This is a genomic window from Bacillus cereus group sp. MYBK245-2 (genome assembly GCF_051916145.1).
Lineage (GTDB): Bacteria > Bacillota > Bacilli > Bacillales > Bacillaceae_G > Bacillus_A > Bacillus_A pacificus.
Map to the genome: position 1 here is coordinate 180506 of NZ_JBQAGB010000007.1, position 12712 is coordinate 193217.

Sequence of the window (12712 nt, forward strand, 5' to 3'; positions counted from 1 at the left end):
TCATAAAAAAGAAATATGAACGGAATATGAACAGAAGATTACAGAGAGTAAGATTTAATTTTCAGAAAGTATTGAAAATAATCAAAATCCTTGATACAATTCAGTCAAATAATCTTGACCGAGTAATTTCATTTAAGGAGTTGATCATTTTGAAGCCCATGTTCACACTTACTACTTATAGCCGACTAAAAGCAATGAGCGATCCACTACGTGTCGAAATGATGATGCGTCTATGCGAACGTCCTTATACAGGGCAACTACTATCTGAGAAATTCGGCATTCCAAGGGCTAAAATTCATTATCATTTAAAAGAATTAGAAAAGAATGGTTTTATAGAAATTGTATATACAGAAGAAAAGAATGGCATCGTTCAAAAGTTTTATCAATCTGTCGCTAGAGGCTTCACCCCTGCCGCAGACCTATTACCTCATTTAGAAATGGTAAGCGAATCCGGCCGCCAAATCTTTTTACAAATGTCAGAAAGAACGAAAAGCCATATTCTCGCTGCACCAGAAGAAGCTTTTACATTACGAAAAGAAAGCGAAGACCCTGCTGATTGGAATTATGTTTCATCTTGCTGGGAATTTGATGCTACGCCAGAACAATTTCAAGTATGGGTGAAAAAATTTCATGAATTGATGGCTGAATTAAATGAAATCGCCAAAGACGCGGATAAAGATCCAAATAGTAAATCTTATTATATTTCTACTACTGCACTTCAAATCGCTGAGAGAACAATGCAGCAATTTATTAAAAAAGAAGAAAAATCGTAATACGATTTTTTTACATAAAGTGAAACTTGAATCAGTGGGGGTTTTCTTTATCCCCCACTGATTATTAGTTGAACCAATCGGACTTTTATGGGCAGCCCGACCCCCACCTAACTTCTTTGCTTTCGCTGCATTTTGAGGTGGGGGTCTTACTGCCCATTAAAGTCGGATAAACGGTCAAATTTATTTTACCGAATAAATTTCTTATAAAGGAGTAGATTAAATGGACATATTGAAAAACCGGAATTTCCTCTTATTATTTTTAGGAAGAATTTTTACAAACATAGGAGATAGTTTGTATTATGTAGCGGCGATGTGGCTCGTATACAAATTAAGTGGTAATCCTTTTTATTCTGGATTAGCTGGTTTTCTTACGTTATTACCTTCTGCACTTCAATTTCTTACCGGTCCATTCGTTGATAGATGGTCCATTAAAAACACCCTCGTCATCACACAAGTTTTGCAATGCATTCTTATATTAATCATTCCTATTACACACTACTTCGATCTATTAACAGTCCAACTACTACTCATCATCATGCCCATCGTAGCCTTTATCGAACAATTCGCCTATCCCGCACAATCGAAAGCTTTACCACTTCTACTGCATAAAACACAATTGTTAAAAGGAAACTCTCTCTTCTCATTTGCATATCAAGGCATTGATTTAATTTGCACGACGCTTTCTGGCATATTAGTAGCACTATTTGGAGCAATCACTTTATATGTAATCGACTCTTTCACATTCACGATTACTGCCCTTTTGTTCTTTTCATTAAAAATGCCAAAGCAAACCGAAACGGGCACCTCACTTTCAACGAAACAATATTTCTCTGATTTAAAAGAAGGGTTTTCAATCGTCTTCCGTTCATTAATGGGCGTTTTCTTAATTGGTTCCGTTGTTGCCAATTTTTCAATCGGTATGACGATGGCAATACTCCCTTCTTTCGCTGATTCTTTAGGCGGCGTGAAATCATATGGTTTCTTCTTAGCAGCTATATCCGCCGGCAGTTTAATTGGAGCACTATTCAGTTCATGGGTTGGCAAACGTAACGTTGGCCGCGTCTCCATTATTAGCTTTGCAACTGGCGCTATCTTTTGGTTTCTCTCTACAATTGTACCGTTTCAATGGCTGTCTATTTTCTTATTCGGCCTAGCTTGGATTCCGATTGGAGCCACGAACATATTATTTGCGACAATTAGTCAAATTGTAATTCCAAATCAATATATTGGACGCATCAACTCTGTCATGCGAAGTATGGGCACAATTGCGATGCCGTTCGGTTCTTTAATTGGCGGATACACCGCAAATGTATTGAGTAGCCAACTCATTTTCGCGCTCGCTAGCATCGGGATTTTCTTCATTTCTCTCGTATGGTTACTTCATCCGAAATTACGGGCTTTGCCGAAAGCTGATGAAATTACAGCGGATACTTTCGGGGTGCAGTTTAAGGAAGAGCGCGGGAAAGGTGCGGCTTTATAACAGGAATGAGAGTACGTGAAATTTATATCGGCGATTTTTCAAATATATCAGCGCAACTCGAATTATATCGGCGATTTTCACAATATATCGGCGCAACTCGAATTATATCAGCGATTTTTCGATTTTATACAAAAAGAAGAGGCCGTTTCCAAACAGCCTCTTCCATCTATTTAGGAAGTTCCACCCGAACGGTCGTCCCTTCCCCTTTCGTGCTATAAACTGAAACGTTTCCGTTATGCAGTTCCACAATCTTTTGCACGATCGATAATCCTAAACCGCTACCTTCTACATTTCTTGCCCTTGCTGTATCCACCTTGTAAAAACGATCAAAAATACGATCCATTTCTTCTTGCTCCATACCGATTCCGTTATCGGATATAGAGATGATAACGCTAGACTCTAACTCTTCGACAAAAAACTCAACGGTCCCACCATCGTTTGAAAACTTAATACTATTCGTGAAAATGTTACTCCATACTTGATGAAGAAGGTTTTCGTCACCTTTTATGACGATATCCGGCACATCAAATTCAACGGCGATATCTTTTTCACGCCATTTCCATTCGAGCATAAAAATGACGTCTTTAATTTGCTTCTGCAAATTGAATTCTTTTATTTGTAACACTTTCTCTTCTTTATCTAATGAAGCGAGCGTAAGTAACTGTTTACATAAACTAGACATTCGCTTACTTTCACCTTCAATAATTTGTAAGTAATGATTTCTTTCTTCCATGCTCATCTTTTCTGTTTGCAACGTTTTCGAAAAACCTTGTATAGAAGAAAGCGGCGACTGGAATTCATGTGAAACGTTCGAAACAAATTCTTGTCTCATTTCATCTAATTCTTTTATACTTTTCGTCATTTTTTGGAAGCTTGTAGATAACGTTCCTATTTCATCTTTTCGTTTTACATCTAATTCGATTTCATATTCACCACTCGCAATTTTTTGCGTAGCCTTCGTAAATTTACGAATGGGACGAACGATGTAACCTGCTGCAATCGCTATAAAGATAATACTTAATAGTACGATAAACCCAAGTAATACCGCTAAGAAAATTCGCATTTCGCCAAATTGGTTCTGAATGTCAGGACGAATAAATAAAGCGTACTGTTTATCACCGTGTTTTACCGGGACACCAACACTATTTATTAATTCATTATCGAAAAAACCAGTAATAAATAGGCGAGTCGGATATGTAGAAACACCATTAAACGTTTCACCTTGCAATACTTTATGAACGGTATCATCACTAATAGACGTCTTACGAAACGCATTGCCGATACGCTTTCCATTCTTTTGATCATCGACAATGTAAATTTCATACCCTAACTTCGCAATAGATTGTAAGTACGCCTCTTGATTTTCTTCGCTTTGCTTTTCATATAATGACTTAACTTCTTCCGCATACTTTAAAATCTTTTCGCTGTTATATGGCTTTAACTTCACTTGATAATATACGTTTGTTAATAAAAAGCCGATAATACTACTAAGTAGCATAATACCGACTGTCATAAATACAAATCTAGAATATAGTGATTTCATCTTATTTCAGCTCCAACTTATAACCGAGTCCGCGCACTGTCGTAATTTGAAAATCATCCGTTCGTTTTGAGAAACGATCTCTTAGTCGCTTCACATGAACATCAACTGTCCGTTCATCCCCTTCAAAATCCATTCCCCATACTAGTTCAATTAACTCTTCTCTTGAAAATGTTCTCCCAGGATAACTAGCTAGTTGTGATAATAATTCAAATTCCTTTAACGGAAGTAAAATCGTCTGGCCGTTACACTTCACTTCAACACCTTTACGATCAATTGTCCTTCCATGGAGTGTAATTATGTCAGCGCTCAGCATTTGATAACGGCGTAATAAAGCTTTCATACGGAAAATGACTTCAGCTGGTTCAAATGGTTTTACGATATAATCGTCCGTACCAGAAATGAATCCTTTCTCTTTATCGACTAACTGATCCTTTGCTGTTAATAAAATAACAGGAATATCATGATACTTCCGAATTTCTTCACATAACGTATAGCCATCAACGAACGGCATCATAATGTCCACGATCGCAAGATGAATATTTTCCTTCTCTAGTACTTCTTGCGCTACCTTTCCGTCTTCCGCTTCAAAAACTGTAAACCCCTCTTTTTGTAAATGGTAATGCAATAACTCTCTAATATGCTTATCATCATCAGCTAATAAAATATGTATCATCTTCATTAAACCCTCTCTCGTTCATCCTTCTACATCACTACATTAAGAAACAATTGGTTTTTTTGCAAGAAAAAGAAAAGGATTCCTTAGAAGATACGTTTCTTATCATTGTGGTCAGCTGTTTTATTTTTCTTATAATTTAATGAAGTACTCTGGTGTACGAATAAGTGATCTATTACTTTTTTAGTAAGTGGCATAAATAAATTCAGTATTAGCCCACCTAAACAAACAGTTAATATAGTTCCAACACCAATTGGTCCATGTAAAATCGTTGCCATTATTAAGAATATAAGGTAAATAAATGTTCGTGATATAAAGATATTCGTTCTCGTTAATTCTTGTATGATTAATGTTAATCGGTCAATTGGAATGGGAGCAAAATTTGTTTGTAAATATATTGCAGTTCCTAATCCTGTAATAACTAATCCAATTCCAAAATAAATCATTTTACTGTACCATATTTCAGGTGTAATTAAATTGCGTAATAAAAATAGCCACACATCAATACCAATGCCCGTTATGAATGCTGTTAACAACCCTAGTACCTCTGGTCTTTTTCTTTTTAATATCAAATTACAACATATTAATAATAAAGCTATTATTATTTCCCAGCTTCCCACAGTAAGCCCCACATTTAAAGAAAGTCCTACTAAAAGTGCATCAAAAGGTGAAGTGCCAAAATCTGATTGTATTGTGAAAGAAATACCAAGGGTTAATATTAAAATTCCTAATACATAAAAAACATACTTCATTTTAATCAGCCTCTTTATCGTCATTTTTGTTGCATTTACAATAAAAATATTTTATATTAAATGTAACTTCAAATTGTTGCATTTGCAACAAAAAAGAAAGATGAGGAGTTCATTATGAAAGAAATTCTTCGTGAAATTGGCATGATTGCAAGGGCATTAGATTCTATTAGTAATATAGAATTTAAAGAATATGAGCTTACAAAAGGTCAGTATTTGTACCTTGTGCGAATATGTGAAAACCCAGGAATCATTCAAGAAAAGCTATCTGAGATGATAAAAGTAGATCGTACAACCGCAGCCCGTGCCATCAAAAAGCTTGAAATCAATGGATTTATCGAAAAGAAAGAAGATGAATCTAACAAAAAAATCAAAAAACTTTTTCCAACAGAAAAAGGAAAAAACGTCTATCCTTTTATTAAAAGAGAAAATGATTATTCCAATACTGTTGCATTAGAAGGATTTTCGGAAACAGAAGCGGAAACTATTTCTAACCTTCTTCAAAGAGTAAGAAAAAATATAGAAAAAGATTGGGAATTTGTAAAAAAGGGAAATAAGAGAAATTATTGATTATATAAAGGAGCTAACTATTCAAATGACTACACATATAGAAAAGTGCACCCTTAAAGATATACACAAACTTCAAGAAATTAGTTATGAAACATTTAATGAGACTTTTAAACATCAGAATTCACCCGAAAATATGCATCATTATTTGGAAAAGGCATTTAACTTAAAGCAATTAGAAAAAGAATTATCCAATATCTCTTCTCAATTCTTTTTTGTCTACTTCAACGATGCAATTGCTGGGTATCTGAAGATCAATACTGATGATGCTCAGTCTGAAGAAATGGGCGATGAATCACTTGAAGTCGAGAGAATTTATATAAAGAGCTCCTTTCAAAAACATGGTCTTGGCAAATATCTACTAAATAACGCTATGGAAATTGCAATAGCAAATAATAAAAAGAATATTTGGCTAGGCGTATGGGAGAAAAATGAAAATGCTATTGCTTTTTATAAAAAATTAGGGTTTGTACAAGCTGGCTCTCACTCCTTTTACATGAGCGATGACGAACAAGTTGACCTTATAATGATTAAAACACTCATATAACTTTTTTGAGAGGTGGGCTACTATGTATATTCCAAAATATTTTAAAGGCACAAATGTTGATGAAATTTGGGAGTTTGTTCAAAAAAACTCTTTTGGAACAATCGTCACAACCAAAAAAGAGAAGCCAATCGCAACTCATTTACCTTTTAGGTTAACTAAACAAGGTGATGATTATTTTATTACTGGACATATGGCTTATGGAAACCCCCAGTGGAGAACATTTGAAACTTGTGAGGATGTTCTTGTAATGTTTCAGGGATCGCACTCTTATATCTCTTCTTCTTGGTATGAAAATGAAGAAGTTCCAACATGGAATTATCAAGCTGTCCATATATATGGTAAAGCAAGTATTTTAGATAAAGAGGAATTAATAGATGAATTAACAACACTGCTGAAAAAATATGAAGAGCATCGTGAAAATCCAGTATTATGGGATAAACTTTCCCCCACTCTCTTAGAAAATGAACTGAAAGGTATAATTGGATTTAAAATTAAGGTGGAAGACATCCAGGCTGCATATAAATTAAGCCAAAATCGAAATGAGACGGATTATATTAACATTATTGAGAAATTGTACGATGAAGAAAATCCAGATGCAAAACAAATGGCGGAACTCATGGGGAGTAGATTAAAAAATCACATATAATCCATTGTTATTCAACTCTCACATTTCAAAATTAAAGAACAGACTGGAACGTTCTATCGGCAGTTTTCTTTAAAATGTAAAAGTTCGAACTGAAAGTGAATGGTGTTTAATAAAAAAGAATCTATTTTGAAAAAAGACTATTCAAAATAGATTCTCACGTTTTAGTATTAAGATTATTTTAATGAAAAGTAATTTTTAAGCCTTCGAAATATCAACGAATCCTTCTCCAAATACGTCACGAACATCATGTATAGCAATGAACGCAGCCGGATCTGTAGTTTGAACAATTCGCTTTAGCTTCACTACTTCTTGCTTATTAATAACAACATAAAGAATGTCCTTCGGCGTTTTCGTGTAATAGCCATGACCTGAATACACGGTAACCCCTCTGCCCATTAAAGAAGTTACCTTCCCGGCAATTTCATCCGGTTTATCTGAAATAATCGTAATAGCCTTTTTCGGATTTAACCCTTCAATTACAAATTCCATTACTTTCGTTCCTACATATAACATAATAATTGTCAGCATCAGTTTTTCTGCACCAATGATGAAATAAGATGAAAACGCAACGATTAAATCGAAGAACAGTAGACCATAGCTAATGCTCCAACCTAAGTACTTATGTGTCATCCTCGCTAAGATGGTAGTACCTGCTGTCGTTCCACCAACGCGAATGATGAGACCAATCCCGCACCCGATAAATATTCCACCGAAAATGGCATTTACGAGCATTTCATCAGAAGCAATCGTCCATCCTTCTGTTAAATGAAGAAATAGCGAGTTCGTAACTACAGCGATAATCGTATAAATCGTTGTGATTTTATTTAAAAATTTATAACCGACTATTAACAAAATCGCATTTAAAATTAAATTGACTAAACCTGGTGACCACTCAAATAAGTAGTACGTAATAATTGTGATACCTGTTACCCCACCCTCACCGAATTCGTTCGGAATAACAAATAAATTAACACCTAAAGCAAAAAGGAATGCACCAATAATAATAAAAATAATGTCTGTCGTTCTTTTTTTCATATAGTACCTCACTTCTTATGCAAATATTTCTTCAGATATAAACTCTCACCATTATATCGTGGAATATTCAAATCGAACAGTAGTTTATTTTTATTTTCATATAGGATGATACATCAACTTTATCCTATATCTACATGTAATTTAAAAAGGGTAACAACTGTATTTATTATGTACTACAAGTAAAGTTTTGATTTCGCATGCTATTTACGCTGAAAAGTGAATAGGAACACTCATTCGCACATACTTCGAGTACAAAGCTATAGAATACACTTCGCATCAAATATTTGATCACAGAGATTTATATGTCATTTTATACTTCTGTACGTTGTTGATCATTTCGCTTTATTTCTTCCGCGTAATGAAAAAAACTCCATTAAATTTGCATACTTAGTATGCGAATTCAGGAGTTTTTTCATATACCACCATTCGGATTCACTTCAAATGCATACAACTCATTTTTTTACCCTACTCATTCAAAATTAGCACGAGGTTCCTCTAACCGCTTCTTACCTCTCCAGTTAAATAAGCTTTCCGTCTTCGTTTGTTGCCCTGGTTTTACGAACAACATTGCCCCCATTGCAGTAGCGGCCAAAACGGCAGCTACGATAAACATTGAAGGGTAACCATAACTTACAACTAAGTATCCAGTTAAAGTCGGGGCTAAAATTGTCGCAATATTAGCGATGAAATGCATAATTCCACTATATGTTCCTGAGTAAGCAGGAGCTGTATCGACAATAATTGCCCAAAATAAGGAACTCGGTAAAAAAGCAAACGCATTTCCAAGCGACATAAGCGCTAATACAGCTACGTAATTGTTCATCGCTGGAATGAAGCTAAAACAAATTGCTGTCAGTAATAAAGCAATAATCGGTAACCCGGTACGAGCTAAACGAAGGTTTCCTGTTTTACGTAAAATACGATCAGAAAGCTTCGCCCCTAGCGGCAATGTGATACAAGCTCCAAGCCAAGGAATCATCCCAAGATACCAAAGGGAAGATAATTGAAAATGGAATACATCTTGCAAGTATTTTGGTGTCCAAGTTAATATTAAAAAATTGATATATTGGAAGCAAAAATATGCTATCGTAACCATAACGAATGTCGGAACTTTAAAAAAGGAGTACCATGGCTCTTTTGGAATTTCTTTCTCTACTTTTATTGATTGAAGCACACCTTCCGTACTTCGTATTTCAGCTAATTCTTCTTTTGTCACTCGTGGATGATCCTCAGGCATATTCGTAAAAGTAAAATACCAAATAATCGCCCATACAATCCCTATTGTACCGAGGATAAAAAACATGATTTTCCAACTAGTGAAAGATAGCAACAGAACCGCTACAGGTGCTGTTAATACTGCCCCTAACGGAACGCCAACAAAACCAAGGGACGTTAGAAAGGCTCTTTCTTTTGGAGCTGCCCAGTTTGCTGCTGTCTTATTCGAAACCGCAAAAGATGGCCCTTCTGTTAATCCAAATAAAACGCGGAAAATAGCAAATCCTATTAAAGCAGACCCTCCAAAAACAGCAATCCCTATTTCTCCAGCAAAAGCGGTCGCAATTTCAAAAATAGACCAAGCTGTTGCCGCTACGATCCATACAAATTTCGGTCCTTTTTTATCTGAAAAAATACCTCCTAATAAAGAACCAATCATGTAACCGTAACCAAAATAGCCTAATATAGCGCCCCACTCCTTCGGGTCAAAGCCATATTCTTTTATAATAAAAGACTGCGCATAAGCGATGGCCCCTCGATCAATATAATTCACCATCGTAATAAACGTGAGCATTGTAAAGACATAATAACGAAATTTATTCTTCATCAAAATTCCCACTCCCCTCGCATTCTTTTGTTTGTCTCTCTAATCCTTTAATAGAATGACATGGACCTTTCCAGGGCCATGAACTCCAAAGGCTAATTCCATCTCAATATCACCTGTCCGGCTAGGCCCAGTAATAAAATTAATACAGGCAGGTAATCCGTTCGAAACTTGTTCATGAATTCTAGTTACTCCTTCTGTTAACCGTCTATAAATTGTATGTTCTGAGAGAATCGCTACATAAACTGCTGGCAAAACGCTAACTAAACGTCCGCGTCCACCACCATTCCATAAAACAACGGTTCCAGTCTCAGCGAGTCCCATTTCGGCATATGTAATTCCCATATCCACTTGAGCTGCATAATCCCGTAGTTCTCTTTCCTCTTCTTTACTTTGCCAAATTCGATGAGAAACGAAATTTCCTGTTAAATGCTTTCCTATTTCAAGTTGATGTAATCTATCATCATCCCAATACACCGCAGATTGAACATTAAATTTATATACAACGTACTGAAGTGCACTCTCTATTTCTGAACGGTATATATGACTTACTTCTGTATGTAACGTATGCAAGTTTGCAATAAACTGCTCTATTAAACTTTTGTGATCCATTTCTTTAGGAAAGCGGCTGAGTGGATTGTTTTTCCACCTGGGAGGAGTGACTCCCGAGCGACGTTCTCGGTTTAGTTTCCGTGCGATATTGTTTAAAAAAGATTGTTGTACATCCGTATTCATATTATGAATCCCTCTTTTCTTTTTTCCACCAATCACGGAACGATTGTTTCGCAGGTTTTGGAAAATCTCTACTTTCTGTCCACCCTTTTAATGGGCCAGGACCATTCGCAATATATCCATCTTTTGCAAAGATCGATAAACCTGTATGTGCCATTTTAATAGTTTTCTCATAAACGAACGGATGGCTCGCCATAAACGTGAAACCTTTAAAAGCCAGTTGTTCAAATTTCGTTATAAACCCTTGTTCCACAATATCTTTACGATGCTTAATAAGAAGGTCATGTAATGGAATTTTCACAGGGCAAACATCTGTACACGCTCCGCACAAACTTGATGCAAAAGGTAATTCTTTTAATTCTTCATATCCTTCTAATAAAGGTGCAAGTACTGCCCCAATTGGCCCGCTATAAACACTTCCATAAGCATGCCCCCCAATATTACGATACACAGGACAAACATTTACACAAGCTCCGCATCTTATACACTTTAATACTTCTTCATAAGCAGTTCCTAACATATCAGAACGACCATTATCTAAAATAATTAAATGAAATTCTTCAGGTCCATCCATATCTTCATGTAAACGCGCCCCGTTAATTCCAGTTACATAAGATGTAATCTTTTGGCCTGTAGCACTTCTTGTTAACATTGAAACGACTACATCAAGATCTTTCCATGTCGGAACAAGGCGTTCCATCCCCATAATCGCAATATGAACTTTTGGCAATGTCGTAGTAAGACGAGCATTTCCTTCATTACTTATAAGAACAACGGATCCAGATTCCGCTACCGCAAAGTTACAACCAGAAATACCAATATCAGCTTCTAAAAACTCTTTCCGCAATCGCTCCCTAGCAAATTGTAGTAATTGATTCGTATCAACTGGTATCTCTCTTCCTGCTTCCTTAGAAAAAAGCTGCGCTACTTGTTCCTTCGTTTTATGAATGGCCGGGGCGATTAAATGGGATGGCGTTTCTCCAGCTAGTTGAATAATATACTCCCCAAGATCGGACTCTACTACTTTCACCCCTATCTCTTCTAAGCTTTTATTAAGGTGTATTTCTTCTGAAACCATGGACTTTGACTTAATCACTGATTTCGCTCCTTTTTTTCTTGCGATTTCAGAAACATACGATACGGCATCCTCTGCTTTGAAAGCAAAATGAACATGCCCTCCATTTTTTCGAACATTAGTAGCTAATTGTTCCAAATAACTATCTAAATTTTTAATTGTATGCATCCGAATTTCAGATGCTGCCTCGCGCCATTCTTCTATATTCCCTAATTCCTGTGTAGCTTGTTCCCGTCCCATCCGAAGCCTATCTTGTGTGAACGGAACTGCGCTTCTCATCTGCGGATCGTGCAACGCTTTATCTACTCTTTTCAAAAAAACTTGTTTCCCCGCCACACTCATTTATTCAGCCCCTTCGCCAGTACTTCTGCTACATGTAACACTTGAATGTTTTTATTTTTTCTGCGCAATCTTCCCCCAATATTCATAAGACATCCCATATCTGCTCCAATTAAGAGACTTGCTTCTGTCGCCTCAATATGTTTTATTTTTTCATCAACCATCGTTTCAGAAATCGAACTCATTTTCACTGCAAAAGTACCACCAAACCCGCAGCAATCTTGACAATATGGTAATTCTATTACGTCTAGACCTTCTACTTGCGATAATAACTTCAGTGGTTCCTCTTTAATCCCGAGCGCCCGACTCATATGACAAGATTGATGGAAAACAGCTTTCTCATTCAACTTAGATTTCCAATCATTTTTCCCAAGTACATTCACTAAAAAGTCCGTCAACTCATACGTTCTGTCCGCTAAATAAACCGCTTTTTCATACCATTCACTATCACCTTTAAACATCTCTTTATAATAATGATGAACCATGCTAGCGCAAGAGCCTGAAGGCGTCACAATATATTCACTACGTTCAAATGCTTTGATCATTTGCTTTGCTGCTAGTTTTGCATCTTCTTGATATCCACTATTGTAAGCTGGTTGTCCGCAACAAGTCTGTCCTTCAGGAAAATCTAGCTCCACTCCACATTGCTTCATAATTTCTACGACACTTTTACCTACTTCAGGAAAAAACACATCTGATAAACAAGTAATAAATAACGAGACTTTCATCAAAAT

The 12712-nt window shown here is 36.1% G+C and carries 13 protein-coding genes; 5 read left to right on the forward strand and 8 right to left on the reverse strand.

The window, feature by feature from the left end; all coding sequences use genetic code 11:
• Positions 1 to 149: 149 nt before the first annotated feature.
• Entirely contained in the window at positions 150 to 773 is a 624-nt protein-coding gene (locus ACTFRN_RS14310) for an ArsR/SmtB family transcription factor (protein ID WP_088106699.1), read from the forward strand.
• A gap of 220 nt (positions 774 to 993) precedes the next feature.
• A complete protein-coding gene (locus ACTFRN_RS14315; RefSeq protein WP_088106700.1) occupies positions 994 to 2253 on the forward strand; it encodes an MFS transporter in 1260 nt (419 codons plus the stop codon).
• 166 nt (positions 2254 to 2419) lie between these two features.
• On the opposite strand, the gene ACTFRN_RS14320 is transcribed toward ACTFRN_RS14315, so the two are convergent.
• The 3 genes from ACTFRN_RS14320 to ACTFRN_RS14330 all read right to left on the reverse strand — a co-directional run bounded on the left by ACTFRN_RS14320 (position 2420) and on the right by ACTFRN_RS14330 (position 5221).
• Positions 2420 to 3796, reverse strand: a complete 1377-nt coding sequence (locus ACTFRN_RS14320; protein WP_000839498.1) for a sensor histidine kinase — start codon at positions 3794 to 3796, stop codon at positions 2420 to 2422.
• A 1-nt stretch (position 3797) separates the two neighbouring features.
• Positions 3798 to 4475 carry a response regulator transcription factor gene (locus tag ACTFRN_RS14325; protein WP_440038206.1) on the reverse strand — a complete coding sequence of 226 codons (678 nt, stop codon included), beginning with the start codon at positions 4473 to 4475 and terminating at the stop codon, positions 3798 to 3800.
• A gap of 80 nt (positions 4476 to 4555) precedes the next feature.
• The gene (locus tag ACTFRN_RS14330; protein ID WP_088106701.1) at positions 4556 to 5221 is read right to left on the reverse strand and encodes a YczE/YyaS/YitT family protein; all 666 of its coding nucleotides are present in this window, start codon (positions 5219 to 5221) and stop codon (positions 4556 to 4558) included.
• Between the two features lie 114 nt (positions 5222 to 5335).
• Between ACTFRN_RS14330 and ACTFRN_RS14335 the strand changes: the two genes are divergently transcribed.
• The 3 genes from ACTFRN_RS14335 to paiB are packed head-to-tail and all read left to right on the forward strand — an operon-like array spanning position 5336 to position 6978.
• Positions 5336 to 5788 carry a MarR family winged helix-turn-helix transcriptional regulator gene (locus ACTFRN_RS14335; protein ID WP_000658986.1) on the forward strand — a complete coding sequence of 151 codons (453 nt, stop codon included), beginning with the start codon at positions 5336 to 5338 and terminating at the stop codon, positions 5786 to 5788.
• 25 nt (positions 5789 to 5813) lie between these two features.
• Entirely contained in the window at positions 5814 to 6332 is a 519-nt protein-coding gene (locus tag ACTFRN_RS14340) for a GNAT family N-acetyltransferase (RefSeq protein WP_140383369.1), read from the forward strand.
• Positions 6333 to 6354: 22 nt separating this feature from the next.
• On the forward strand, positions 6355 to 6978 hold the full coding sequence (paiB, locus tag ACTFRN_RS14345) for a protease synthase/sporulation negative transcriptional regulator PaiB (RefSeq protein ID WP_074568161.1): 624 nt from the start codon (positions 6355 to 6357) through the stop codon (positions 6976 to 6978).
• Between the two features lie 195 nt (positions 6979 to 7173).
• Here paiB and ACTFRN_RS14350 read toward each other — a convergent pair whose 3' ends face one another.
• The 5 genes from ACTFRN_RS14350 to ACTFRN_RS14370 form a co-directional block, all read right to left on the reverse strand.
• The gene (locus ACTFRN_RS14350; protein ID WP_000747495.1) at positions 7174 to 8013 is read right to left on the reverse strand and encodes a YitT family protein; all 840 of its coding nucleotides are present in this window, start codon (positions 8011 to 8013) and stop codon (positions 7174 to 7176) included.
• A gap of 469 nt (positions 8014 to 8482) precedes the next feature.
• The gene (locus tag ACTFRN_RS14355) at positions 8483 to 9835 is read right to left on the reverse strand and encodes an MFS transporter (RefSeq protein ID WP_014893597.1); all 1353 of its coding nucleotides are present in this window, start codon (positions 9833 to 9835) and stop codon (positions 8483 to 8485) included.
• 39 nt (positions 9836 to 9874) lie between these two features.
• Positions 9875 to 10567 carry a LutC/YkgG family protein gene (locus ACTFRN_RS14360; protein WP_001090806.1) on the reverse strand — a complete coding sequence of 231 codons (693 nt, stop codon included), beginning with the start codon at positions 10565 to 10567 and terminating at the stop codon, positions 9875 to 9877.
• Between the two features lies 1 nt (position 10568).
• Complete coding sequence (locus tag ACTFRN_RS14365) at positions 10569 to 11981, reverse strand: LutB/LldF family L-lactate oxidation iron-sulfur protein (protein WP_000109351.1); 1413 nt, start codon at positions 11979 to 11981, stop codon at positions 10569 to 10571.
• Positions 11978 to 12706 carry a (Fe-S)-binding protein gene (locus ACTFRN_RS14370; protein WP_000868782.1) on the reverse strand — a complete coding sequence of 243 codons (729 nt, stop codon included), beginning with the start codon at positions 12704 to 12706 and terminating at the stop codon, positions 11978 to 11980. Before ACTFRN_RS14370 ends, ACTFRN_RS14365 begins: the two co-directional genes overlap by 4 nt.
• Positions 12707 to 12712: the final 6 nt, after the last annotated feature.